This is a genomic window from Sphingomonas sp. 7/4-4 (assembly GCF_027941955.1).
Lineage (GTDB): Bacteria > Pseudomonadota > Alphaproteobacteria > Sphingomonadales > Sphingomonadaceae > Sphingomonas.
Genome location: NZ_CP115960.1, coordinates 1,613,837 through 1,639,880, shown reverse-complemented (window position 1 = coordinate 1,639,880; position 26,044 = coordinate 1,613,837). Strand labels below are relative to the sequence as shown.

General features: G+C 66.1%; 20 protein-coding genes and 2 pseudogenes. 16 read left to right on the top strand and 6 right to left on the bottom strand.

Features of this window, described 5'->3' with window-relative positions; genetic code table 11:
- The first annotated feature begins 3 nt into the window (after positions 1-3).
- From PIB19_RS08235 to PIB19_RS08185, 11 genes and pseudogenes are all read left to right on the top strand, one after another.
- Complete coding sequence (locus tag PIB19_RS08235; protein WP_271240399.1) at positions 4-816, top strand: WecB/TagA/CpsF family glycosyltransferase; 813 nt, start codon at positions 4-6, stop codon at positions 814-816.
- Complete coding sequence (locus tag PIB19_RS08230; protein ID WP_271240398.1) at positions 809-2,089, top strand: polysaccharide biosynthesis protein; 1,281 nt, start codon at positions 809-811, stop codon at positions 2,087-2,089. Before PIB19_RS08235 ends, PIB19_RS08230 begins: the two co-directional genes overlap by 8 nt.
- Positions 2,086-3,459, top strand: a complete 1,374-nt coding sequence (locus tag PIB19_RS08225) for an O-antigen ligase family protein (protein WP_271240397.1) — start codon at positions 2,086-2,088, stop codon at positions 3,457-3,459. Before PIB19_RS08230 ends, PIB19_RS08225 begins: the two co-directional genes overlap by 4 nt.
- Before the next feature lie 91 nt (positions 3,460-3,550).
- Positions 3,551-3,775: pseudogene (locus PIB19_RS08220) on the top strand (glycosyltransferase family 2 protein); the annotation flags it as partial.
- A 37-nt stretch (positions 3,776-3,812) separates the two neighbouring features.
- Positions 3,813-4,379, top strand: coding sequence for a hypothetical protein (locus PIB19_RS08215; RefSeq protein WP_271241080.1), 567 nt, complete (start codon positions 3,813-3,815; stop codon positions 4,377-4,379).
- A complete protein-coding gene (locus PIB19_RS08210) occupies positions 4,376-4,969 on the top strand; it encodes a glycosyltransferase family 2 protein (protein ID WP_271240945.1) in 594 nt (197 codons plus the stop codon). The genes PIB19_RS08215 and PIB19_RS08210 overlap by 4 nt, the downstream gene beginning before the upstream one ends.
- Positions 4,933-5,322 carry a hypothetical protein gene (locus PIB19_RS08205; RefSeq protein ID WP_271240396.1) on the top strand — a complete coding sequence of 130 codons (390 nt, stop codon included), beginning with the start codon at positions 4,933-4,935 and terminating at the stop codon, positions 5,320-5,322. Before PIB19_RS08210 ends, PIB19_RS08205 begins: the two co-directional genes overlap by 37 nt.
- 66 nt (positions 5,323-5,388) lie before the next feature.
- The gene (locus PIB19_RS08200) at positions 5,389-6,288 is read left to right on the top strand and encodes a glycosyltransferase family 2 protein (RefSeq protein WP_271240395.1); all 900 of its coding nucleotides are present in this window, start codon (positions 5,389-5,391) and stop codon (positions 6,286-6,288) included.
- Positions 6,285-7,445 (top strand): endo-1,4-beta-xylanase, encoded by a 1,161-nt coding sequence (locus PIB19_RS08195; RefSeq protein WP_271240394.1) that lies wholly within the window; start codon positions 6,285-6,287, stop codon positions 7,443-7,445. Before PIB19_RS08200 ends, PIB19_RS08195 begins: the two co-directional genes overlap by 4 nt.
- Positions 7,442-8,530: an acyltransferase family protein gene (locus tag PIB19_RS08190; protein ID WP_271240393.1), complete on the top strand. Its 1,089-nt coding sequence runs from the start codon at positions 7,442-7,444 to the stop codon at positions 8,528-8,530. The genes PIB19_RS08195 and PIB19_RS08190 overlap by 4 nt, the downstream gene beginning before the upstream one ends.
- 2 nt (positions 8,531-8,532) lie before the next feature.
- Entirely contained in the window at positions 8,533-9,483 is a 951-nt protein-coding gene (locus tag PIB19_RS08185) for a glycosyltransferase family 2 protein (protein WP_271240392.1), read from the top strand.
- Here the strand turns inward: PIB19_RS08185 and PIB19_RS08180 are convergent.
- From PIB19_RS08180 to PIB19_RS08165, 4 genes and pseudogenes are all read right to left on the bottom strand, one after another.
- Positions 9,455-10,651, bottom strand: a complete 1,197-nt coding sequence (locus tag PIB19_RS08180) for a glycoside hydrolase family 16 protein (RefSeq protein WP_271240391.1) — start codon at positions 10,649-10,651, stop codon at positions 9,455-9,457. The two genes, PIB19_RS08185 and PIB19_RS08180, sit on opposite strands and share 29 nt — an antisense overlap.
- 302 nt (positions 10,652-10,953) lie before the next feature.
- A complete protein-coding gene (locus tag PIB19_RS08175; RefSeq protein WP_271240390.1) occupies positions 10,954-12,297 on the bottom strand; it encodes a UDP-glucose dehydrogenase family protein in 1,344 nt (447 codons plus the stop codon).
- 20 nt (positions 12,298-12,317) lie between these two features.
- Positions 12,318-13,210 (bottom strand): annotated as a pseudogene (gene galU / locus PIB19_RS08170) (UTP--glucose-1-phosphate uridylyltransferase GalU).
- A 231-nt stretch (positions 13,211-13,441) separates the two neighbouring features.
- A complete protein-coding gene (locus PIB19_RS08165; protein ID WP_271240389.1) occupies positions 13,442-14,473 on the bottom strand; it encodes a LacI family DNA-binding transcriptional regulator in 1,032 nt (343 codons plus the stop codon).
- Positions 14,474-14,742: 269 nt separating this feature from the next.
- On the opposite strand from PIB19_RS08165, the gene PIB19_RS08160 reads away from it, so the two are divergent.
- The 3 genes from PIB19_RS08160 (at position 14,743) to PIB19_RS08150 (ending at position 20,744) form a co-directional block, all read left to right on the top strand.
- Positions 14,743-16,179, top strand: a complete 1,437-nt coding sequence (locus PIB19_RS08160; protein ID WP_271240388.1) for a glycoside hydrolase family 28 protein — start codon at positions 14,743-14,745, stop codon at positions 16,177-16,179.
- 113 nt (positions 16,180-16,292) lie between these two features.
- On the top strand, positions 16,293-17,498 hold the full coding sequence (locus PIB19_RS08155) for a pectate lyase family protein (protein WP_271240387.1): 1,206 nt from the start codon (positions 16,293-16,295) through the stop codon (positions 17,496-17,498).
- A gap of 390 nt (positions 17,499-17,888) precedes the next feature.
- Positions 17,889-20,744 carry a TonB-dependent receptor gene (locus PIB19_RS08150; protein WP_271240386.1) on the top strand — a complete coding sequence of 952 codons (2,856 nt, stop codon included), beginning with the start codon at positions 17,889-17,891 and terminating at the stop codon, positions 20,742-20,744.
- 88 nt (positions 20,745-20,832) lie between these two features.
- On the opposite strand, the gene PIB19_RS08145 is transcribed toward PIB19_RS08150, so the two are convergent.
- A complete protein-coding gene (locus PIB19_RS08145) occupies positions 20,833-21,822 on the bottom strand; it encodes an alpha/beta hydrolase (protein ID WP_271240385.1) in 990 nt (329 codons plus the stop codon).
- 26 nt (positions 21,823-21,848) lie between these two features.
- Entirely contained in the window at positions 21,849-23,402 is a 1,554-nt protein-coding gene (locus PIB19_RS08140) for a carboxylesterase/lipase family protein (RefSeq protein WP_271240384.1), read from the bottom strand.
- A 175-nt stretch (positions 23,403-23,577) separates the two neighbouring features.
- Here PIB19_RS08140 and PIB19_RS08135 point away from each other — a divergent pair, with 175 nt between their 5' ends.
- Positions 23,578-25,059 carry a UxaA family hydrolase gene (locus PIB19_RS08135; protein ID WP_271240383.1) on the top strand — a complete coding sequence of 494 codons (1,482 nt, stop codon included), beginning with the start codon at positions 23,578-23,580 and terminating at the stop codon, positions 25,057-25,059.
- 311 nt (positions 25,060-25,370) lie between these two features.
- Entirely contained in the window at positions 25,371-26,033 is a 663-nt protein-coding gene (locus PIB19_RS08130) for a 2-keto-4-pentenoate hydratase (RefSeq protein ID WP_271240382.1), read from the top strand.
- Positions 26,034-26,044: the final 11 nt, after the last annotated feature.

Genomic DNA, 26,044 nt, shown 5'->3' with positions numbered 1-26,044 from the left:
GCGATGCACGGAAACGCCACCCTCGAATTGCCCTTGAGCGGGAGCGGCGCGGGCGGCAGCGGACATTCGGAGACCGCCTGGGTAGGCGGTGTGCCGGTGTCGACGCTGTCGCTCCGTGCGCTGATCGAACGGATGCTGCGCGATGCGCCGCTGCGGCTCGCCGCGGGAGAACAGCCCTTGTTGGTGTTCGACTGCAACGGCCATGGCCTGTCGCTCAACGCCACTGACAAGGCCTTCGCGAAGGATCTCGCGCAGGCCGATCTGATCCACGCCGATGGGCAGGTTATCGTCAAGGCGTCGCACTGGCTGGGTGGCCCCCAGATCGCCGATCGATCGAGCACCACGGATATGTTCATCGACAGCTTGCCCGGCGCCGCGGCGGGCAAGGTGCGTTATTATCTGCTCGGCGGCACCGAACAGGTGAACAAGGATTGCGCCGACAAGATCTGCGCGGACACGCCGGGTCTGGAACTGGCGGGGCGCCGCAACGGCTTCTGGAAAGCCGATGAGGAAGACGCGGTGATCGACACGATCAATGCCGCCGCGCCCGACGTCCTCTGGGTCGGCACCGGCAAGCCGCGCGAGCAGGCGTTCTGCGTGCGCAACCGCGATCGGATCAGGGCCGGCTGGATCGTCAGTTGCGGCGGCCTGTTCAACTACATCACCGGCGATTATCCGCGCGCGCCGATGTGGATGCAGCAAGCCGGACTCGAATGGCTTCACCGCATGGCGACCAATCCGCGGCATCTGGCGTGGCGCTATCTCACCACCAATCCGCATGCGCTGTACCTGATCTGGAAGCACCGGAATGGCTGAGGCGGCCGCCTTGCCTCCCGGAAAGAAGCCGATCCGCGCGACATTGGCGCGGTTCGGGCTGGCGAGCATGTCGTCGGCCGCGGTGTCGGTCAGCCATTTGCTCGTCCAGCTCGTATCGGTACGCCGGCTGGAGGCGAGCGAGATCGGTACGCTGGCTTTCCTGCTGGTGATCATCCAGTTCGGCTATGGCCTGTCGAACGCGCTCGTTTCGACGCCCTATGCAATCGCGGTGAACCAGCGCGAGGACGGGGCCGACGAAGGCTTCGACTTCTTCTTCCCGATGAACCTGCTGCTTGCCCTGTCGCAGGGGCTGCTCTGCGCCGCGATCGGCTGGATCATGGCGGGCCCCTGGGCCGCCGCTGCGTTCGGACTGGCCGGTGTATTCTCGCTGCTCCGCTGGTTCGGGCGCGCCATTTCCTATGCGCATCACAAGCCGAGCGGCGCCGCGGTTTCGGACCTGGTCTATGCGGTGCTTGTCGTCGCCGGCGTGGCCGCGACGCTCGCGGTCGGCGCGCGGCTCGAGCTGTTCGGAGCAGTGATTGCCGGTGCCGGGCTACTCGCTCTGATACCCTTCGGCGCGGGATTCCTGTTCCGGCACCGTCCGACGAAGCTCGGCCGCGCCTTTGCCGACTATCGCCCGGTGTGGAAGCGACAATCGGCATGGACGCTGATCGGCGTGATCACCACCGAAGCGACGTCGAACGCGCACAGCTATATCGTCACCTTGTTCGCCGGCCCCGCGGCGTTCGCGCCGATCGCAGTCGGCATGCTGTTCTTCCGCCCGGTCAATGTCTGCATCACTGCGCTAACCCAGCTCGAGCGCCCGCGCATGGCGCGCGCAGTGGGGCAGGGCGATGAGCGATCGGCGCGCGGATCGGTACGCGCCTTCATGGCCGCTTTGGTGGTGATCTGGGTCGCGACGGCGATGACTGCGGCGCTGATCCTCTGGCTCGTTCCGCAGGTGATCATCAAGCCGACCCTGTCGGTGGAGACGGTGATGATCGCGGTCGGGCTGTGCGCCGCCTTGTCGCTGGTCCAATGCCTGCAGGCGCCGATGAGCGTGCTCACCCAGGCGCGCGGCGCGTTCCGGCCGCTCGCGGCGACCAGCGTGCGGAGCTGCATCGTCGGCGTCGTTGCAGTGGTTGCGACCACCTTCCTCGCACCGTCGGTCTATACGATCGCCGGCGTCGTGCTGGCGCAACTCGTGATGATGCTCGGCATCTGGCGCCTCGACCATGACTGGCGGCGCACGCAGCGCGAGGCGGCGGAATGAGCCTCGCGCTTCCCTGGTATCGCGGCCGCGCGCCGCATCGCTCCGGCGGCGCCGCGCCGGCGCGTGCCGAAGCGCTGATCCCGATCGCGCAGTTCGTCTATTTCGTCTTCCTGATGCTGATCTTCATCGGCCAGCAGCCCTTCTCGTCGCGCAACCAGGAGCAATTGGTCGCGATGGCGGAGAACAATGACGGGTCGGATCCGTTCAAACAGGCATTCTTCATCGGCTTTGCGCTGTTGCTGACGCTGCTCGAGCTCGTGCGGCGCTACAAACCGCAATATCGCTTTACCTATTGGCCGCTGCTGCTGATGCTAGCCTGGTTTCTGATCAGCTGCTCGTGGGGCGTCGATCCCTTCGTCTCGTTCAAGCGGGCGATGCAGCAGGTGATCGTGATCTACATCACCTTCGTCTCGCTCGCTTTGCTGGGGCCCGAGCGGATCTACCGTACGCTGGTGGCGGCGCTGGTCACGTCGCTGCTGATCTGCTGGATATCGCTGCCGATCACGCCCAATGCGGTCCATCCGCCGACGGAAAGTGACAAGGCGCTGATCGGCGCGTGGCGCGGCTTCTTCTTCCACAAGAACATCGCCGGCGCAGTGATGGCGCTTACCTTCGTGGTCACCGCCCACGCCTATTTCACGTCCAAAAAATGGTATTATGCGCTGTTCTCGGTGATGGCGTTCGTCTTCGTGGTCGGCACGAAGAGTAAGACCTCGCTCGCTCTGTGTTTCGCGATCCTCGCGGTGAGTTCGGTCTATCGAATGCTCAGCCAGTCGGTCGCCAAGCGGGCGGTGTTGTTGCTGCTCGTCGGGGTCGGCATGCTGCTGTTCCTCGGGCTCTACATCGCCTTCCAGCCGCTGATCGAGCGCTGGTTCGCCGATCCGACTGCGTTCACCGGCCGTGTCTCGATCTGGAAGGTCGCGGTCGATTATCTCGCCGATCATCCCTGGCTCGGCGCCGGCTTCGGCGGCTTCTGGCAGGTGGGCGATCTCTCGCCCGCGCACCAGTATCTCAACCAGCAATTCCAGCTGCTCACCGCGCATTCGCACAACGGCTATCTCGAGATCCTCGTCACCACCGGCCCGGTCGGGCTGGTGCTGCTGCTTCTCTCGTTCGTGGTGCTGCCGTCTTATTGGTTCCTGACCGGCACCACGAAGCAGAACGCCACGCTGATGGCCAGTGCCTTCGCGATCTGGAGCTTCGTGCTCTACCAGAACCTGCTCGAGACCTCGTTCTTCGACAAGGATCGCCAGGTCTGGGTGATCTTCCTCTCGTCCATCGCCATCGCGCACGCCTCGTTCAAGGCGGTCGAGCGGCCGCGCTGGCACCGCCAGCGCGCGCGCACCCTTGCCACCGGAGCCCCTGCATGACCGAAATCGCCATCTGCATTGCCACGCGCCAGCGGCCGAGAGGATCACCCGTACGCTCCGCTCGCTTGCCGCGCTGCAGACCGAGCGCGCAGTGACAGTGATCGTCGCGGATAACGACGCGGAGAAGCAGGAGGGCATCGCCGCAGCGGAGGCACTGCGGGCGGAGGGTTATCGCTGGCCGCTCGAGCTGCTCACGGTTGCCGAACCCGGCATCCCGCAGGTCCGCAACGCATTGGTCGCGGCGGCGCTGCGGCTGCCCGATATCCGCTTCGTCGCGATGCTCGACGATGACGAAGCCGCCGATCCGCACTGGCTCCATGCGATGCTGGCCTGTCAGGCCGCGACGCGCGCCGATGTGGTCGGCGGGGGTGCTGCGCGAGATGGAAGGCGACGTGCCGTCCTGGATGATGGAGCATCCGATCCTCCGGCCGAAGCTGCGCGGCGCGTCGGGCGTGGTCGATCTGGTCGACAGTACGGCCAATGTGCTGATCGCGGCCGAGGCGTTGCGTGCGCTCGGCGATACCCCATTCGACGAATCGATGGCGCTCACCGGCGGATCCGACAAGGAACTCTTCACCCGGATGCAGCGCGGCGGGCGGCGCTTCGCCTGGGCCGACGACGCGCGGGTCACCGAACTGGTCCCGGCGAGCCGCATCACGACCAAATGGCTGCTGATGCGCGGCTACCGGATCGGGATGACCGATACGATCACTGCGCTGACTCACAGCACGCCGTTCAAGGTGGCGACCGCCGAGGTGCCGCGCATCGTCGGCGGCTTCGTGATCGGCTCGCTCGGTGCGCTGACGTTCGATCCCGGCAAACGGGTCGAGCGGCTCGGCAAGCTCTATCGGGCGGCGGGCAAGATCGCCGCGCTCACCGGCAATCACTACGAAGAATATCGCAAGGTGCACGGCGCATGAGGAACGACACCGGCCAGCCCACCTTCTCGGTGGTGATCCCGCTCTACAATCGGGCGGAGATCGTCACCACGACGATCCGCTCGGTGCTCGACCAGGATTTCGGCGATTTCGAGATCATCGTCGTCGACGACGGATCGAAGGACGATCCCGAGCCGGTGGTGGCCGCGATCGGCGATCCGCGCATCCGCTATGTCCGCCAGGACAATGCCGGCGGCGGCGCGGCGCGCAACCGTGGGATCGAGGAGGCGCGTGGGCGCTACATCGCCTTCCTCGATTCCGACGATCAATTCCTGCCGGGCAAGCTCTCGATCATGGCGGCGGCTTTGCCCGACGAGGGCGATACGGTCCTCTACTCGCAGATGCAGGTCGATCGCGGAGTTGACCGATACTGGGTCCGGCCCGAGCGGGGGATTCGCGAGGATGAGGATGTCGGCGAGTATCTGTTCTGCGCCAACCAGTTCATGCAGACTTCGACCCTGGTTGTGCCCGCCGCGCTCGCCAAGCGGGTGCGTTTCGATCCAGCGCTCAAAAAGGGCAGGACCTGGATTTCGCCGTGCGGCTGCAAGTCGCCGGCGGACGCTTCCGGATGATCGAGCAGCCGCTCACCATCTGGCTCGACGCGACCGAAGTGGGGCGGACTTCCTATGTCCGCGGCTACGAGACCTCGCTCGACTGGCTCGATCGCTGCGGGCATTTGCTCACCAGCCGGGCGCGGCACGGCTATCGCGCGACGGTGCTCGCCTATCACATGGCGCCGGTCCGCCCGCTCGCGACGATCCCCGAGCTCGTGCGCGGCCTGTTCTACGGGCGCGTGCCGGCGCGCATCCTCGCGCGCCAGTTGCTCCGCTCCTATCTGCCCAAATCCTTCTACCGCTCGCTGGTGAACCAGTTCGTCCATCGTTTCGGCAAGCCCGAAGCGCTGGCTGGCAAGGCGGGCAAGTGAATGGACGCGGCTAGCCAGCTTCAGTCAACCGGGGCAAGCGCAACGGAGGGACCGTTATTCACGGTCGTGATCCCCACCTTCAATCGGCGCGACGCCGTGGTCGAGGCGGTGCAGTCCGCGCTCGATCAGAATGTCCGCGACATCGAGGTTATCGTCGTCGACGACGGCTCGACCGACGGCACTGCCAGCGCAGTCGCCGCGATCGGCGACGAGCGCCTCCATGTCATCGTCCAGGCCAATGCCGGGGCGGCGGCGGCGCGCAATCGCGGCATCGATTATGCGCGCGGCCGCTATGTCGCCTTCCTCGATTCGGATGATCGCTTCTTCCCCGATCACCTCGCCGATCTGTTGCCATTGCTCGCGCAGGGCGACGATGTCGTGGCTTATTGCCGCGTGGTGGTCGATCGCGGTTCGGGACGGCACTTCCTCAAGCCCTATCGCGAGATATTGAGCGGCGAGACCGTCGATCGGTATCTGATGTGCGAGCGCGGCTTCATCCAGACCAGCAGCCTCGCGCTGCGCCGGACGCTGGCGAACACGGTGCGCTATCGGGAGGATGTCGGTTTCGGCGACGATACCGATTTCGCGGTGCGGCTGTCGCTGGCCGGCGCGCGATTCCTGATGGCGCAGCGTGCGACGGTGGTGTGGGCCGATCGCAAGACCGAGAACCGCCTGTCGCAGGTGCGCGCCAATATCGGCAACCTCGCCTGGCTCAAGGATCTGCGCCCGCACATCTCGGCGCGCGCTTATTCGGCCTATATGGGCTGGCATGCCGCAAAGAGCGTCTGGCCGACCAGCCGGCGCACGGCGCTGCTTTATTATTTCGATGCCCTGCGCCATGGCGCCTTCCGCCCGCGCGTCGCTGCCATTGTGCTATTGCAAATCATTATCCCTGATGATGTTTATCGAAAAGCGGCAGATCGATGGATCGCATTGACCAGCCGGGTGCGGGGCGCCCGGATATGAAGCGGCGTACCTTCATCGCCGGGGCCGCGGCCGCCTGCAGCGTCCCGCTCGCCACCAGCGCGGTGCCTTTCGTGCCGCCGGAGCCTGATATCAGCGGACCCGGCCTCGATACCCATGCCCGCAAGAGCGGGCGGCGCTTCGGCTGCGCGATCAAGTCGAGCCAGATCGCCAAGGATCCGGATTTCACTGCCGCGGTGCTGCGCGAGGCGGGGGTGATCGTCGAGGAATATGAGCTCAAGCGCCATGTCACCCAGGCGAAGCAAGGCACATACGACTTCAGCGGCGCCGACAAATTGATCGATTTCGCCCAGAAAAACGGCCTCGGCGCGCGTGGGCATACTTTGGTCTGGTACGCGGCGAACCCGCCCTGGCTCGAGGCGGCATTGCCCGGCGCCAGCCCGCGCGGCCGCGAGGAACTCCTTGGCGGCTATATCCAGACGGCGATGCGACGCTATGCCGGACGCATCACCGAATGGGACGTGGTCAACGAGCCGGTCGAGCCCAATCAGGGCCGGCCCGACGGGATGCGCGCCAAGAGTATCTGGGAACAGGCATTCGGCGACCGTTATATCGACACGGCCTTCCACATCGCCCGCGAGGCCGATCCCAAGGCGAAGCTGTTCCTCACCGATTTCGGGCTCGAGCACAATTCGCGCCGCTGCGCCGCCCGCCGCGACGCAATCCTGCGGCTACTCGAAGGCGCCCTGTCGCGCGGCGTGCCGATCGACGCGCTGGGCGTGCAGGGCCATCTCAAGCCGTATCGCGAGCCGTTTGACGAGCGCATCTTCGCCGACTTCCTCGATCAGGTCCGTGGCATGGGGCTCGCTATCGCCATCACCGAGTTCGACCTCGCGGATCGCGGCGGTCCCGCCGACATTACGCAGCGCGACGCCCAGATAGCCGCGGTCGGCCGCGCCTTCCTCGACGTGGCGCTCGACAGCCCCGTGATGGGATCGGTGCTCAGTTGGGGGCTGTCGGACCGTTATTCGTGGCTATCGACCTATCCCGACTATCGCTGGCCCGACGGGCAGAAGTCACGCGTCCTGCCGCTCGACGAAAACCTCCGCCGCAAGCGGCTCTGGGCGGAGATGGCGGCTGCGTTCGACGCTGCGCCGCCGCGCCGGGCGAGTATCGAGACACACGGAGTGCCCGCATGAGAATCGCGTCCCTGACCGGCCTGCGCGGCCTCGCTGCGGTGGCGGTGCTGCTGTACCATATCCCGCATTCGCCCGCCTTTCAGGACTATGCGATCGGGCTGTTCTCGCGCGCCTATCTGGCGGTCGACTTGTTCTTCGTGCTCAGCGGCTTCGTCATCTCGATCGGCTATTACGAGCGCGTGGTGAAGCGCCCGAGTGCGGCCAGCTATGGCGACTTCCTGCTCAACCGGATAGCGCGCGTCTGGCCGCTCCATTTCGTCGTCGCCCTGGTGTTCCTCGCCCGCATCCTCGTCAACGTCTCGGGCGATCAGCCCGTGGCGCTGACGCCCGCCAACATCATTACCAACGTGCTGATGATCCAGAGCTGGGGGTGGGGAACACAGGCGCTTGCCGGCAACAGCTGGTCGGTGAGCACCGAGCTGGTCGCCTATCTGCTGTTCCCGCTAATCGCGCTCCTCGCTTTCTCCCGTGCAGTGTGGCTGCAGGTCGCCGGTGCGGTGGCGCTACTGATCCTCGTCGCGGTGTTCGGTCACGGTTCGCGCGGGCCGCTCGACGTCAATGACGGCAACAGTGTCCTGCCCGTGCTGCGTTGTCTCGCCGGCTTCGCGCTGGGCGTAGTCGCCTTCCGCGTCGCGCGGCACCCTTTGTGCGAGCGCTTGCTGGGCGGCGAACACGGTTTTCTCGGGAGCTGTGCGCTGCTCGTCGCGGCATTGCTGATTCCCGGCGGCGATGTCGTGGCGGCTTTGTGTTTCCCGCTGCTCGTGATCGCCTGTTACTATGACGGCCGTGCATCGCGGGCACTACTGGCGAACCCGGTGGTATTCCATCTCGGGCTGATCAGCTATTCGATCTATCTCTGGCACCCGCTGGTCCGCGACGTCTTCGCGCGCGGCATGGGGATCGCCCACCGCCATGGATTCGCCGGGTTCGACTGGGCGTTCTACGCCGGCACGCTGATCGCGACCTGGCTGGTCTGCTGGGCGAGCTATCTGCTGATCGAAGTGCCGGGCCACCGCGCGATCAAGAAGCTCGAGCGCCGCGTAGTCCCCCGGCCGCCGCTGCCGTTCCAGCAGGCCGCCGAATAGACATGCGCGCCGCGACGATCATCGCGATCCCGACCTTCCGGCGCCCCGACCAGTTGCGTCATTTGATCGAAGCGATCGCGAAGCTCGACGGACTCGAGGACGCGGCGCTGCTCGTCGCGGACAATGATGCGGGTGGGGAAGGGGCGGCGGTTGCGGCCACGATGGCGGAGAAGGGCTTCCCCATCCCGGTCGAAGTCATCCGCGTGCCCGAACCCGGGCTTTGTCATGTCCGCAATGCGATTGTCGCGCATGCTCTCTCCATGGAGGGGATGCAGCGGCTGGTGATGATCGATGACGACGAATGGCCCGAGCCGCAATGGCTGGCGGCATTGCTCACCGTCCAGCAGCGCGCCGACGCCGCAGTCGTCGGCGGGCCGGTGATCCCGATCTTCCCCGAAGGCGCGCCCGACTGGGCCGAGCAGACGCTCGTCTTCCGCCCCGAGCAGCGCCCCGAGGGACCTGTCGAGATGCTCTATGCGAGCAACAACCTGCTGGTGATGCGGCCCGCATTGGAAGCGCTGGGCGCGCCGTGGTTCGATCCCGCTTTCAATCGCAGCGGTGGCGAGGATCTCGATTTTCTCACCCGTCTCAAGGCGATCGGCTTCACTTTCGCCTGGGCGCCGGGTGCGCGCGTATCCGAGTGGGTCGGTGCGGATCGCGCGCGCAGGGCCTGGGTGCTCCGGCGGATGTGGCGGATCGGCGTCACCGATACCCGCGTCGCCCGCAAGCAGCGCGGACTGATCGGGCGCATCGGCCTGGGCGTGCGCTCGCTCGCATTGCTCGGCCTGCGCACCGCCGCATTGCCGGCGCTGGCATGGCAACGCAACCGCCGCCTCGACATCGCCGGCCAATGGGTCAAGGCGCTTGCCCGCCTCTATGCGCTGGCGGGCGGGAGCGACGCGCTGTACGCCGCTCCCGCACCGCTCAGTTCGCCCAGGCGCGGAAGCTCTTGACCACCATGTCGCCCGAACCGTCGTCGTAGCTGGAGGTCGTCTTCACCGCGACATCCATGATCGGATAGAAGCGGAAGCCGCGGAACGGATTGACGCTCTGATAAGTCTCCAGCCCGTCGACGAACCAAGTGATGTATTCGGGCCCGATATCGACGGCATAGCGATGGAAGCCCTGCGAGAATCCCGACATGCCATAGGCCTGCTCGGCCTGGATGTTGGTGCCGCGCTGGAACGAGCGAACCCCGCCGCTGCCGCCATGGATCGTCGCCGAGATGTGCCGGTCGAAGTCCCAGTAGCTCTGATATCCGAAGCCTTCATAGACATCGATCTCGGGCGGCCAGCCCGAAGTCGAGATCAGCCAGAAGGCCGGCCATGACCCGCGCCGGGTCGGCATCTTGGCGACCCACTCATATTGGCCATAGCCGAGGTGCGTGGAGGGCGTATTGTGCCCGCTCAGCACGACCGACCCGTAATTATAGGCGGTGCCGTTATAGGTGATCGGCGACCAGAGCTTCTGGGTGTGGAATACCAGCCCCTCGTCGGTATAGCGCAGCGGCGGCTCGACCCATGGGTAGAGACTTTCGTCCAGATAAAGGCCGGTCTCGCCGTTCGCGGGCTGGGCGCGGCCGTGCGAGAGCGCGGTCGACCACGCACCCGACCAGCCGGCGTCGGACCAGCGCATGCTGCTCTGGGTCATCTCATATTGGAGCGTGCCATAGGTGCGGAAGGTCCGCGGGTTGCGGAAGCCCCATGTCGCCGGGGCAGTGGCGGTGGCGCCGGCGTCCGCCGTTACGGTGGCGCTGGCGGTGCCCTGGTTCGCACCCCACGGCGCCTCGCGCAGCTTGAGCGAGAATTGCTGCCCGTCGGTCGCGTCGAGGATCGGCACCGACACCGTCTTCCGCAGCGGATCGCCCGGACGGAAGATCACCACATCCTCGGTCGCCTTGTACTGGTAGCCCGAAATCGCTCTGTTGGTGCCCGATCCGTTGACCGTGATGACGCGGGCGATGACTGTGTTGGGCGTCTGCTGGTTGAGCGTCACCGGCACATAGGCGACCGATGCGCCCGGCTCGAACACCGCTGCACCGATCGACAGCGTCGCCTTGGGCGGCAGGTTCGTGCCGTTGGCGAAGTTGAAGCTCGCGAAGCTGTTGGTAGTCGCTGCCATGGTCTCGGTCTGCGGCAGTGCTGCGACGGCGGTGGTCGCGTCCGGCGTGGCCGCGATGACGACCGAACCTGATTTTTGTTGGGAAGAGCTGGAGTCGTCGCCCGCACACGAAGCGAGCACGCAAAGAGAAAGGGCGCCCGAAAGCGGGCGCAGATAGTTAATACGCATGTAACACCCCCGGTGTCGGCGACCGACAACTGTGCCGCCTCAGGGGTATATAGTATAAAAGAGGCGAGTAACCTAGGTTACTCGCCTCATTTGCGCTAAGTTGAAGCCGAAAAGATGCTGAACGGTAAGTTGATTTACTCCGCTGCAATCGCGAGTGCTTCGGGTGCAACTGCCAGCCCGCGCCCGACGCCGGTGTACGTGAAGCCGGCGGCTTCCACTGTTTCGGGCCGGTAGATGTTGCGGAGATCGACCAGCACATCACCCTCCATCCGCGCGTGCAGCGCTTCGAGATCGAGCGCGCGGAAGGCATTCCACTCGGTGACGATCACCAATGCCGCGGCACCGTCGGCCGCCTCGTAGGGCGAGGTCGCGAACTCGACATTGGGCAGCAACGGCCGCGCCGCCGCCATGCCTTCGGGATCGAACGCACTGACGCTCGCGCCATTGTCTTCGAGTGCCTGGATGATCGCGAGGCTCGGCGCATCGCGCATGTCGTCGGTGTTCGGCTTGAAGGTCAGGCCGAGCACGGCGATTTTCTTGCCGCGCACCGATCCGCCGCACGCGGTGATGATCTTGCGGCCCATCGCCCGCTTTCGCGTGTCGTTGACCGCCACCGTCGCCTCGACGATGCGGACGGGCGTGCCCGAATCCTCGGCGGTCTTGACCAGGGCCAGCGTGTCCTTGGGGAAGCACGAGCCGCCATAGCCTGGCCCGGCATGGAGGAACTTCGCGCCGATGCGGTTGTCGAGCCCGATCCCGCGCGCGACCTGCTGGACGTCGGCGCCCACCGCTTCGCAGAGATCGGCGATTTCGTTGATGAAGGTGATCTTGACCGCGAGGAACGCGTTCGCGGCATATTTGATGAGCTCGCTCGTGCGCCGCCCAGTGAACAGGATCGGTGCCTGGTTCAGATAGAGCGGACGATAGACCTCCTCCATCACCGGGCGGGCGCGCTCGTCCTCGATGCCGATGACGATGCGGTCGGGGCGCTTGAAGTCCTCGATCGCGGCGCCTTCGCGCAGGAATTCGGGGTTCGAGGCCACGGTGAACTGCGCCTCGGGGTTGGTCTCCCCGATGATCCGCTCGACTTCGTCGCCGGTGCCGACCGGGACGGTCGACTTGGTCACCACTACGGTGAAGCCCTTGAGGCACGGCGCCATTTCGGCCGCCGCTGCATAAACATAGGAAAGATCAGCATGCCCGTCGCCACGGCGCGACGGCGTGCCCACTGCGATGAATATCACGTCGGCCTGCTCCACGGGGGCGGTCAGCTCGGTCGAGAAGGACAGGCGGCCCGCCGCGACATTGCGCGCGACGAGATCGTCGAGCCCCGGTTCGTAGATCGGGATTTGCCCGGCGTTCAGCCGCGCGATCTTGCTCTCGTCCTTGTCGACGCAAGTGACCTGGTGCCCGAAATCGGCGAAGCACGCCCCCGAGACGAGCCCCACATAGCCCGATCCGATCATCACGATACGCATTGCCGATACTCCTTACTGGTTCACGCCGCGCTGCGCAGCTGGCGTGCTGCGAGCAGGTTGCTGGCGAACAATTCGACTTCGTCGGCCAGGTCCTCACGCTCCAGCGCCATCGCCAGATTGGCATGGAGGAAGCCGGCCTTGTCGCCGCAATCATAACGCGTGCCGGCGAAGGTGAGGCCGTGGAAAGCCTGCTCGCCGATCATCCGCGACATAGCGTCGGTGAGCTGGATCTCGCCGCCGGCGCCCTTCTCCTGGCTTGCCAGCACACCCATCACTTCAGGCTGGAGGATGTAGCGGCCGATCACCGAAAGGTTGGAGGGCGCGGTGCCGGGGCCGGCTTCTCGACGAGGCCCTTCACTTGCGTAAGCGCGCCCGAATGCGTGCCGGGCGTGATGATGCCATAACGATGCGTCTGCTCGTCGGGCACCACTTCGGCGCAGATCAGATTGCCGCCGACCTGCTCGTATGCGTCGATCATCTGCTTGAGGCAGCCGGGCCGCCCGACCATGAAATCGTCGGCGAGCAGCACTGCGAACGGCTCGTCGCCGACCACGTCGCGCGCGCACCACACCGCATGGCCCAGCCCCATCGGCTCCTGCTGGCGGACATAGGCCACCGCGCCCGGCCGCAATCGGGTACGCCCGAGGATGTCGAGCGACTTGCCGCGCCCGCTCATCGTCGTCTCGAGTTCGAAGGCGATGTCGAAATGGTCCTCGATCGCCGCCTTGCCGCGGCCGGTGACGAAGATCATCTGCTCGATGCCGGCTTCGATCGCTTCTTCCACTGCATATTGGATCAGGGGACGATCGACGATCGGCAGCATCTCCTTGGGGATCGCCTTGGTCGCCGGGAGAAAGCGGGTACCTAGCCCGCCGACGGGAAACACAGCCTTACGCACTCGCTTCGGGGTCATATACGCCACCTCCTTCGCTGCGATGCAGCATAGATTGATGGCGGCGAGGCGGCAATTTCGCCTCGGCGTCCTGAAGGCACCGGTGGTCTGTGTTTTGGGGTAACCGTCGCTGCATTTGTTCGTCACCCCGGCGAAAGCCGGGGCCCAGGAGTCACATGCCATGCGGCCCGACAACTCTGGATCCCGGCTTTCGCCGGGATGACGGCAATGGAGTGAAATGCGGCTGGCAGCTCAGCCCGCGGCGGGCGCCACCGATGCCCTTCGGATCAGGGTCGATACGAACAGCGATGCCTCGCCGTCCTCGCCCGGCGGACCTCCGCCTTCGCCGCTCACCAGCTTCAGCGCCGCGGCGCGCGCCATCGTCGCGATCGGCCAGCGCACGGTGGTGAGCGGCGGCCAGAGGTGCGAGGCGATCGGGGTGTCGTCGAAGCCGATGATCGACAGATCCTGCGGCACGTTGAGCCCGCGCTGGCGCGCGACGTGGAGCACGCCGGCCGCCATCTCGTCGTTGGAGGCGAACACCGCAGTGGGGCGTGGCGAGAGATCGAGCAATTGCTCGGCGGCGCGCATTCCGGATTCGAACTTGTAATCGCCCTGGACGATCAGCGTGCGCTGGAGCGGCAGCCCTGCGCGCTCGATCGCTTCCTCATAGCCCTTTTGCCGTTCGAGCGCCGAGCGGAAGCCGTGCGGCCCGAGCACCAGGCCGATCCGGCGATGACCGGATTCAATCAGATGCTCGACTGCGCCGCGCACTGCCTCGCGATCGTTCGAGGCGACCATGTGCGATGCCTCGTCGAGGGTTGCCGATCCCATGCGGACATAGCGCACGCCCAGTTCGGCGCAGAGCCCGGCGAGCTGGTCGTTCTCCGAAATCGGCGGCAGGATCATCACGCCGAACGGCCGCTGCCGCTCGAGGAAATGGCCGATATCCTCGAGCATCGTCGGCGAACCGCGATCGACCGGGTGGACGATCAGCTCGAACTCGGTGTCGCGCAGGACCTCCAGCATGCCCTGCTGGACGTTCAAGACCATCTGCGCGTTGGGATTGTCGTGGATCAGCCCGATCAGGAAGTTGCGGCGGAGTGCCAGCGCGCGCGCCTGTGGATTGGGGACATAGCCGAGATCGGCGATGACTTCCTCGACGCGCTTGCGGGTGTCGCCGTTGAGCAAAGGCGACTGATTGATCACCCGACTGACGGTCTTCTTGGAGACGCCGGCGATGCGGGCGACGTCGTTGATCGTGGGCTGGCTGCTGCGCTTCATTGCGATGGGACATAACCCGGCTGTGCGATTGCACCAAATGCAGTTGTATAGGTGGGTCTGTGCCGCTCACTCTAATGCCCGCAATTCCAATCCCCGTTCGCGCTGAGCTTGTCGAAGCGCCGTCCTGCTTCTCTACAGCAGGATGAAGACGAGAACGGCGCTTCGACAGGCTCAGCGCGAACGGGAGAGGGGCGGTTGCCACTCAACCGCATTTCCTGATACCGGTGTCATCAGCGGCCGCGAGAGCCGGACCTTGCGAGAGGATGTCCATGCTGCTTCAACCATCCCGCCGCGATCTGCTGCGCTACGGATATCTCGCCGGAGCGGGCGCCCTGCTGCCCGGCAGTGCGCTGCCGGCTGCGGATCCGTGGCAGCGCGCTGCCGACATCGCGCGCACCGTCCGCGCGCCGGTCTTCCCGGCCGGCGTCTTCGACATCACGCAATTCGGGGCCAAGGGCGACGGAGCGACGCTCAACACCGATTCCATCGCCAAGTCGATCGCCGCCTGTGCCGCGGCGGGCGGGGGCAGGGTGCTCGTTCCCGCCGGCGACTTCCTGACCGGGGCGGTGCATCTGAAGTCGAATGTCGAACTTCATGTCGCGAGCGGCGCGACTTTGCGCTTCAGCCCCGATCCCGCGCATTACCCGATGGTCTTCACCCGTTGGGAAGGCGTGGAGCTCATCAACTATTCGCCTCTGGTCTATGCCTACAAGGCGAAGAACATCGCGATCACCGGCGCGGGCACGCTCGACGGACAGGGGAGCGCGCAGCATTGGTGGGCGTGGAAGGGGCCGTGGGGCGGCACGGTCGAATATGGCTGGCGCGAGGGGATACCCGACCAGCGGCCGGCCAGGGCGCGCCTGTTCCAGATGGCCGAGGATCGCGTGCCGGTGGAGAAGCGCGTGTTCGGCGACGGCCATTATCTGCGCCCGCCCTTCATCCAGCCTTATCTGTGCGAGAATGTCCTGATCGAAGGCGTCCGCATCCGCAATTCGCCGTTCTGGAACGTCCATCCGGTGCTCTGCCGCAACGTCACTTTACGCGGGCTCGACATCTTCGGGCATGGGCCGAACAACGACGGCACCGATCCGGAATCGGTCGACATGATGCTGATCGAGGATTGCACCTTCGATACCGGCGACGATTGCATCGCCGTCAATTCGGGCCGCAACGAGGACGGTCGGCGCCTCGGCGTGCCTTCGCAGAACATCCTGATCCGCAATTGCCGGATGAAGGAAGGGCATGGCGGCATCACCGTCGGATCGCAGATATCGGGCGGCGCGCGCTGGGTATTCGCCGAGAAGTGCAGGCTCGACAGCCCCGATCTCTGGTATGCGATCCGCTTCAAGAACAACGCGTTGCGCGGCGGGCTTCTCGAGAACTTTCACTATCGCGACATTGATGTGGGCCAGGTGAGCCGCGCCGCGATCGCCTGCGACTTCAACTATGAGGAAGGCGCGAAGGGGCGTTTCACGCCGATCCTGCGGCACATCAACATCGAGCGGCTGCGCGCCGACAAAGCGACGCGGGTGCTCGACAGTCAGGGGCTTCCCGGCGCGCCGGTGACTGACATCACACTCAAGGATTGCACCTTCGACGGCGTTACTCAGTCCAGCGTCATCCGGCACACCGAACGTGTCGCGCTCGCCAATGTCCGCGTGAACGGCAAGGTCGTTCGGGCGCTCGATCAACTCTCGGCATCCTGAGGTTCCATGCTCGCACTCTCGCTTCTCATTTTGTCGCCGCCAGATCCCGGACAACTCGCCTTTCCCGGCGCGGAGGGAGCGGGGCGTTTCGCGCAAGGGGGCGCGGCGGGCAGGTGCTGTTCGTCACCAATCTCGAGGATAGTGGCCCCGGCAGCTTGCGCGCCGCGGTCGAGACCAAGGGGCCGCGCACGATCCTGTTCCGCGTCTCGGGCACGATCAAGCTCGCAAAACCGCTGGTGATCCGCGAGGGCCGCGTCACCATTGCCGGCCAGTCGGCGCCGGGCGACGGCATCACGCTGCGCGACCATCGTCTCGAAGTCGCCGCCGACGATGTCGTTATCCGCTACATCCGCTCCCGCTTGGGTGACGAATCGAAGACCGAGTCCGACGCGGTGTGGATCGATCGCGGCCGCCGTATCATCCTCGATCACGTCTCGGCGAGCTGGTCGGTCGACGAAACGCTCTCCGCCTCGGCGCGTTATACCGATCCGGAGGCGGGGTTTTACGATCTGACCGTGCAATGGTCGATCATCTCGGAATCACTGACCCATTCGCTGCACGCCAAGGGCGAGCATGGCTATGGCAGCCTGATCCGGGGCGGCCGCGGTTCGAGGATCAGCTTCCACCACAATCTCTGGGCGAACCATGCCGCGCGCATGCCGCGCCCCGGCAATTACGACGGCCCCGAGGTCGATCCGCTGGGGCCCGTCTTCGATTTCCGCTCGAACGTCTTCTACAATTGGGGCGGTGACCGCTCCGGCTACAATGCGGACAAGGCCACGCTCGCCAGCTACAATTTCGTCGACAATGCCTATGTCGCCGGCCCGCAATCCGGCAAGCCGATCGCGTTCAACGAATCCAACATCCTCGCCAAGGCGTATTTCGCGGGCAACAGCATGAACGGCGCGATCCCCGCCGATCCGTGGAGCCTCGTCACCGGCGTCTCCCCCGAAGGCTATCGCCTGACTGCACCCGTGGAGGTGGCACCAGTCGCGCCCGATCCTGCCGCCCGCGCCTATGAACGTGTGCTCGCGAGTGCGGGCGCGTCGAAGGTCCGCGACCCGACCGATACGCGCGTCGTCGCCGGAGTGCGCAGCCGCACGGGAGTGCAGATCGACAGCCAGCGCGACGTGGGCGGCTGGCCCGAGCTCAAGAGCCTGCCTGCGCCGCGCGACAGCGATGAGGACGGCATGCCCGATGCGTGGGAGCGCAGCCACGGCCTCGATCCGAAGGTCGCGGACGGCAATGGCGACCGCAATCGCGACGGGTTCACCAATATCGAGCAATGGTTGGCCGACGCGGCGGAGGGCAGGGGCTGAGCCTTTGCACGTGCGCCCTCATGCGGCGCTCTAGAAAAGCTCTGAAATCCGCGCGTTGCGACCACGAGCTAACGCAGTGGAGATGTGTCTCGCTTGTGACACCGGTAACCAGTTGGTTCTACTTCGGGAGTCCCATACGTCTCATATAATGGGAATATATTTCCATTTGCGGCCTGTTGCTGAACTACAACAGGTGTCGAAGGGAAAAGAAAGCGTCAGCAAGCGAGCCTGTTGACACCGGTTTCCAATCCCCGGTAGCTACACCCTGAACCGGCTGTCTCGCGCAAATTGCGCACAGCAAAGGATGCGAAGCGTGCTGACCTTGGACGGCGCGCAATTTCCGGAAACCGCCAGCAGAGCGGGCCGGCAGGATTAGGCAAGGAGGATGTCATGAAGGCGCGCGTTTCCAGATCTCACTGGCGTAACACCGTATCGGCGACGGTCGTCGCGCTCGCCCTCGGCACGGCCGCGAACGCGGCGGCGCAGACCGCCGACCCGGCGCCTGCCGACGCGCAGGAAGCGCCCGCCGACGAGCAGACCGGCGACGAGATCGTCGTCACCGGCTTCCGCCAGTCGCTGGAGGCTGCGCTCAACGTGAAGCGCGCTTCGGTGTCGGCGGTCGACGCGATCGTCGCCGAGGACATCGCCAAATTCCCGGACCAGAACCTCGCCGAATCGCTCCAGCGCATCCCCGGCATCTCGATCCAGCGCGACGGCGGCGAAGGCCGTGCGATCACGGTGCGCGGCCTCGGCGCGCAGTTCACCCGCGTGCGCGTCAACGGGCTCGAGACGATCACCACCACGGCGGACGGCGCCAGCGCCAATCGCGAGCGCGCGTTCGACTTCAACGTCTTCGCTTCCGAGCTGTTCAGCTCGCTGGTCGTCCACAAGACGGCCGAAGCCTCGCTCGACGAAGGCTCGCTCGGCGCCGTGGTCGACCTCAACACCGGCAATCCGCTCGGCGGCAAATACGGGCTCACCTTCGTCGCGTCGGCGCAGGGCAGCTATAACGATCTCTCGAAGAATTGGGGGCCCCGCGTCGCCGGCTTGCTCTCGTGGAAGTCGCCCGACGGGACGATCGGCGCCTCGATCTCGGCCGCCTGGCAGAAGACCGACACGCTCGAGCTCGGCAACAACACGGTGCGCTGGGCGCAGGCCCGGTTCGACGGCGTCGACGGCACCAATTGCTGGACCACCGCAAACTCCGGCGGAACCTATGTCCCGAGCGCGGCGTGCAATCAGGCCGCGCTCTCCTTCCATCCGCGCATCCCGCGCTACGGCGAGGTCCGTCATGATCGCGAGCGGCTGGGTCTGACCGGCAGCGTGCAATGGGCGCCGAGCGATGCCACCAAGATTTCGATCGACGGCCTCTATTCGCGCTTCAAGGAGGTCCGCGAAGAGAAATGGGGCGAAGTGCTGCTCCGCTCCAACGAGCGCTCGATCAACGTCGTCAACCCGGTCTATGACGACAACAACAACATGATCTCGGCGACGCTCAACGACGCCTGGGTGCGCACCGAGCATTATCGGCGCGAATCGACCACCGAATTCTACCAGATCGGTGCCAGCTGGGATCAGGATCTCGGCGAGAATTTCCGCTTCACGCTACTCGGCGGGATCTCCAAGTCCGATGCCGATATCCCGATCGAGACCACGTTCGTCTTCGACGATCGCGACGCACAGGGCTATCAATACGATTATACCAACAGCCGCTCGCCCCGGCTGACCTTCGGCACCAGCGTCACCGATCCGGCGAATTTCCAGCTCGCTGAGATCCGCGACCGTCCGTCCAACACCACCAACAAGTTCAGGACCGCCCAGCTGCGCACGGAATGGGACGTGACCGAGGGATTCACGCTGAAGTTCGGCGGCGTCTATCGCCGTTTCGACTATGACCTGACGGCCTATCAGCGCGACACCGCAGTGTGCGGCAATGGCGGGCTCGACCTGGTCCTGCGCCAGATCACCTGCTCGCCCAGCGCGCTGTTCGGTCCGACCGCGGTCTATGGTTTCCGCGCCACGCCGGCGCTGTCCGAACTGGTCAATCTCGGCAATGCCGGCCAGCCCGCGGGCAACACCAACAGCTGGCTCATCCCCAATATCGATGCGGCCGCGGACTATACAGGGCTCTACAACCGCCCGCTGCTGCTCGACGTGGGCAACAACCGCAGCGTGACCGAGCAGGTCAAGGGCGGCTATTTCCAGGTCGACCTCAACGGATCGGTGCTCGGCATCAACGTCCGCGCCAATGCCGGCATGCGCTATGTCCGCACCGAGCAATCGTCGACGGGGCTCAACAGCGGCACCCAGGTCACCGTCGATCGCGACTATGAGGACTGGCTGCCCTCCGCCAACATCGCCGCCGACCTCACGCCCAATCTGGTGCTGCGCGCCGCGGTGGCCAAGGTGATGACCCGGCCGCTGCTCGCCAATCTGACGCCCGGCGGATCGGCCGACGGGTTCAACTTCCGGGTCAACTTCGGCAACCCCGATCTCGAGCCGTATCGCGCCACGGCGTATGACGCCGCGCTCGAATGGTATTTCGCGCCGCAATCGGTGTTCTCGGTCGCGTTCTTCAAGAAGGAGATCGACAGCTTCCCGGTGGCGAGCTCACGCGTCGATACCTTCACGTCGACCGGGCTGCCTACGTCGGTGCTCACTACGTCCTCGCCGGGCTTCCTCAACCCCGCGCTGCAGGCGCAGCCGATCTGGACGATCCAGACCACGGTCAACGGCAGCGGCGCGGACCTGAAGGGTGTCGAGCTCTCGCTGCAGGCGCCGTTCCGCTTCCTGCCCGGGTTCCTCCGCAACTTCGGCGGCATCGTCAATGCGAGCTTCATCGACTCGAACGCCATCTACGCCCAGGGCGTGCCGGCGACGGTGCCGGGCGGCAGCAACGTCAACCAGCCGTTCGAGACGACCTTGTACCAGCTCTCGAAGCGCGCGTTCAACGCGACGCTCTATTACGAAGACAGCAGGTTCAGCGCCCGCGCCTCGGTCGCCTATCGCGGCGGCTTCAACGATCAGGGTTCGGCGACGGGCAACGTCTTCGAAGGCTATAACCCGATCACCAATGTCGATGCGTCGATCCGCTACAAGATCACCGAGAATGTCGAGCTGTCGCTGGAAGGCACCAATCTGACCGACGCGTATCGCGACCGCTGGGTCGATCAGGATGCGAACCGGCCCTATGAGAATAACCATTTCGGCCGCACCTTTCTAGTGGGTGCGCGCTTCAAGATGTGATCATCGGCCGGCGGCTCGCGCCGCCGGCGCAATCTTCGTCACGAGAACGGCGCGGAATCATTTCCGCGCCGTTCTTCCTTGTTGAAGCTCAGGCCATGCCCTGGCTGCGGGCCCAGGTGAGGAACAGTTCGGGCCAGACGCCTGCGGGTTTGCTCAGCGCCTTGGTCATCCCATAGCCGTGACCGCCATGGGTGAAGAGGTGAGTCTCCACCGGCACCCCTGCGGCCTTGAGCGCGGCGCGCAGCAACAGGCTGTTCTCCACCGGCACCGTACCATCGTCCTCGGAGTGGACGAGGAAGCAGGGCGGAGTCGCCTGGGTCACGTTGAGGTGCGGCGAATGCGCAGCCTCCAGCGCGGGGCTTGCATCCTCGCCGACCAGTTGCTTGCGCGATCCCATATGTGCCGTCGGCGCGCTCATCGAGATCACCGGATAGATCGGCGCCGCGACGAACGGCCGCGCGCCGAGCCTGTCGGCCGCATCGACCGGATCATAGGTCTTCACTGCGTGCCGCGTCGCCAGATCGGCGCAGAGGTGCCCGCCCGCCGAGAAGCCGATCGCCGCGACTCGTTCGGGATCGAGCGCGTCGCGGATCGCCCGCGCGCGGATCAGTCGCATTGCGCGCTGCGCGTCGGACAGCGCCACATCCGGTCCCGCCGCCCAGCCGTCGCCCGGCAGCCGATAGAAGAGCACATAGGCCGTGAAGCCCTGCGCCGCGAGCCAGCGCGCAAGCACATAACCCTCGTGATCGAGCACGATCCGGACATAGCCGCCGCCCGGCGTGATCAGCACCGAGGCCCCGTTGGCGACGCGCGGCCGGAACACCGCCATCCGCGGATTGGCCACGCCGGTCACCGAACGATCGGTGAGTGCCGCATCGGTGCTGCGCTCCTCGACCTTCTCGACCGGCAGCTTCGCGGGCTTGCCCGGCGCGCCTTTGGGCCAGAGGTCGATCGTCTCGGCCGGGTCGACCAGCCCTGCCGGTAGCGGCTTGTCGCCTCTGGGCGACGCGGTCTGCGCGCTAGCCGCGAACGGCGTGGCAAGGGCTGCGAGCAACGCGGAACGACGATCGAGCTTCATCGGCAACCTCCTGAGGCCGCCCGGCTTCAGGTGCCGGGCTGGATATAGGGCACGCGCGCGAACAGCTCGCGCTGCCATTTGCGCGGGTCGTTCTCGATGCGGCTGCGCGCATCGAAGACCATCGTCGCACGCTTGTCGAGGCCGTAGCGCGGCCAGCGCGGCAGCCCGCCATGATTGGGATCGCCGGCGTGCGTGAAGGCTACGAAGCTGTCCTGCATCGCCTTCGAGACCGCGCGGGCATCGGCGCCGGTGCCGGTTTGGGAGCCCTCTGCGCCGGGCGTGCCGAAGACGAGCGCGATGTCGAGCGAGTGGAAGGCGCCGCGCCGTGGATCGGTGCGCGAGCCGAAATCGAGCTGGTAGACCCAGCCCGGCGCGCCCGCCTTCGCCCGCTCCTCGGCCTCGATCACCTGTCCGCGCCAGCTTCGTCCCGCAGTGGTCGCGTCGTAGAAGACCTGCTCCGGCGTCCAACCCGGATAATGTGCACGATATTCGGCGACGACCCATTCGGGCAGGATGTCGATGCGCAGCTCGGGCGCGATCCGCTCGGCGATATTGTCCCAGCGCAAGTCGCGCATCTTGGCCGAATCCGGCGCGATGAAGGCCCGCGTCTCGTCATGCGTGTTGCCGAGGATCATCGGGATGTGGAGCGACTGCGGATTGGCGTCGGGCCAGAAGGGGTGGCGGGTGAGCCATTTCATGTCGAGCACAGGCCCGAAATAGACGCCGCCGCCGAGCACCGGGTCGGTCGCCGAGAGCCCTTCGATCAACTTCTCCTGCGGCAACGCCAGCAGCGCGCCGAGATCGCTCTCCTTCACGCCGAGCTTGCCGAGATATGCCCGCGTCCGTGCCGTCGCGTTGAGCGGGCCCGAGGCAGTGACTTGCTGTCCGCTCATCGTCGCCGCCCGGTGGAACAGGCCCCTGGCGGCGGGCATGCCCATCATCGTCGCGATCTTGGCGCCGCCGCCCGACTGGCCGAATACCATCACTTTATTGGGGTCGCCTCCGAACGCGGCGATATTGTCGCGCACCCAGCGGAGCGCGAGGATCAGGTCGAGCTGGCCTGCATTGCCGCTGTCGGGGAAGCGCGGGTCGAGACGCGCGAGATAGAGATAGCCGAACGCGTTGAGCCGGTGATTGACCGTCACCACGACCACGTCGCCGCGCGCCGCCAGCGCGTGCCCGTCGTTGAGCGGATCGGTGACGCTGCCGCCCGAATAGGCGCCGCCATGGATGTAGAGCATCACCGGCTTGCGCGCGGCGGGGCGGGTATCGGCGGTCCAGATGTTGAGGAACAGGCAGTCCTCGGACTGGGGGCCATAGCGGGCGCCCGATTGCGGCGAGACCGGGCCGAAGGTGGTGGCGGGCTGGACCTCGGCAGGGGCGGGAACGGCGATCGGCGCGCGGAACCGCTCGGCGCGTCCGTAGCGGATGCCGCGGAACACGCGGACGCCATCCTCGACTGTTCCCTGGAACGCACCCGCGGCAGTGTGGACGGGGCCCGCGGTCTGCCCCCAGGCGCGGCCGGCGATCAGGCTTGCGGAGGCGGCAGCCCCGCCGATCAGCGTACGCCGGTCGATCATCGCTCTCTCCCAAATGCGCCGAGTCACGCCGCGTGGCGCGCCGGGTTGCTTGCCTTGTCGGGTAACCGGTGTCAGATGGCTTTGCAACGGCGCCACGCCGCACGCCGCCACATGGTTGCGTCGGGGGCCGTTTGGACCCACATAGCCAGCGGCGCACGGGCGCCCCGGAACGCGCATGACCACTGCCCTCAAGATCCATTCGAGCGACCATGTCGCGACTCTGCTCGAGGCCGCGGCCGCGGGCGAGCCCGTCGAAATCGGCGGGACGCAGGTCGTCGCGCGGGCCGATATCCCCAAGGGCCACAAGATCGCGCTGCGCGATATCGCCGCGGGTGAGGAAGTGGTGAAGTTCGGCTTTCCGATCGGCCGCGCCACCGCACCGATCGTAGCGGGCGACCATGTCCATAGCCACAACCTCGCGACCGGCCTCTCGGGCACGCTGGACTATCGTTACGATCCGCATGCCGAGCCACGCGCGCCGACTTCGGGCGGGCCGACCTTCCTCGGTTATGTCCGCGAAGACGGCCGCGTCGGCACTCGCAACGAGATATGGATCCTCCCCACCGTGGGCTGTGTCGGCCGCACCGCCGAGCGCATCGCTGCCGAGGCCGGGCGGCGCCATGCCGGGCAAGTCGACGGCGTCCATGCCTTCGCGCATCCTTATGGCTGCTCGCAGCTCGGCGACGATCTGAGCGCCACGCGCCGCATGCTCGCCGCGCTTGCCGCGCACCCCAATGCCGGCGGCGTGCTGCTGATCGGGCTGGGCTGCGAATCGAACCAGCTTTCGCGGCTGCTCGAGGAGGTTCCCGAAAGCTACAAGCCGCGCATCCGCACCGTGATCGCGCAGAATTCGACCGACGAGGTCGAGGACGGCCTCGCCGCAGTCGCCGAGCTTGCCGCCGAGGCTGCGAAGACGAAGCGCGAGCCGGTCGGGCTCGACAAGCTCGTGCTCGGCGTGAAGTGCGGCGGCTCGGACGGTTTTTCGGGCCTCACCGCCAATCCGCTGGTCGGCCGGATGAGCGACGTCGTCACTGCCGCGGGCGGCAGCGCGATTGTCACCGAGATTCCCGAGATATTCGGCGCCGAACAGATGCTGATGGACCGCGCCGAAAGCCGCGCGGTGTTCGAAGGCGTCGTGGACGTAGTCAACGACTTCAAGAACTACTTCCTCAGCCACGGCGAACCGGTTTCGGAAAACCCGTCCCCGGGCAATGTGGCCGGCGGCATCACCACGCTGGAAGAGAAGTCGCTGGGCGCCGTTCAGAAAGCGGGCCATGCGACGCTGACCGACGTGAAGCGTTACGGGGAACGCATCGAGCGCACCGGCCTGACCCTGCTCGAGGCTCCCGGCAACGATGCCGTCTCCTCCACTGCGCTGGCCGCGGCGGGCGCCACGGTGATCCTGTTCACCACCGGCCGCGGCACGCCGCTCGGCTTCCCGGTGCCGACGGTCAAGATCGCGTCGAACAGCGATCTCGCGGCCCGCAAACCTGGCTGGATCGATTTCGACGCGGGGCAGGTGCTCACCCACGGATTCGAGGCGGCCGAGGAGGCACTGATCGACCGCATCGTCGCCATCGCCTCGGGCGCCGAAACGGCCGCCGAGCGCAATGGCGAACGCGAGATCGCCTTCTGGAAGCGTGGCGTCACGCTCTAACCCGTCACCCCGGCGAAGGCCGGGGCCCAGGGTTTCTCTGCCGCATCGCTCGTGACCCTGGATCCCGGCCTTCGCCGGGATGACGATATTGGGGAAAATCCAGAGTTTGGATGACTCCCCGTTGCCAATGACACCGGTTTCCCTTAATCCACCGCAAACAGAGCGTTGAGAGGATGGGGCCTGGTGGGATCCGTACAATTTGCCGACGAAGCGCGTCGGATCGCCGAGACGTTCGTCGAAGCGCGGCGCGAGAGTCGCGGACTGCCCGATTTCCCGGGGATATCCCCGAAGCGCTCGACCAGGCCTATGCCGTGCAGGATCATGCCATCGCGTTCGACGGCCGCACGATCGGCGGCTGGAAGGTCGGCCGGATCAATCCGCCGCTGGGCGGCGTCGACCGGCTCGCCGGCCCGATCTTCACCGACACCATCGTCGATGCCCGGCCAGGCCTCGAGATGCCGATCTTCGGCGCGGGTTTCGGCGCCGCCGAGGCCGAGTTCCTGCTCCGCCTCCGCGCCGCGCCGCCCGCCGGCAAGACCCGCTTCACCGAGGAAGAGGCCGCCGACCTGGTCGACGCGGTCCATGTCGGGATCGAGATCGCCAGTTCGCCCTTTCCGGGGATCAACGATCACGGCCCGACCGTGACCATCTCCGATTACGGCAACAATAACGGCCTCGTCATCGGGCCCGAGATCAAGGACTGGCGCGGCGCCAACATCAAGGCCTGGCCGGTCACGCTCGACATCAACGGCACGCGGATCGGCGCCGCCACTGCCGAGACGATGCTCGACGGACCCGTAGGCGCGGTGCGGTTCCTGCTCGAGCTGATGGCCGCGCGCGGCATCGCGCTGCAGGCGGGGCAATGGGTGTCGAGCGGCGCGGTCACCGGCGTCCACCCGGTCAAGCCGGGCGACCGGGTCGAATGCCGGTTCGGCGACGGTTTCGAAGTGACGTGCACGATCACCGCCTCGTAAGAAGGCGGAAG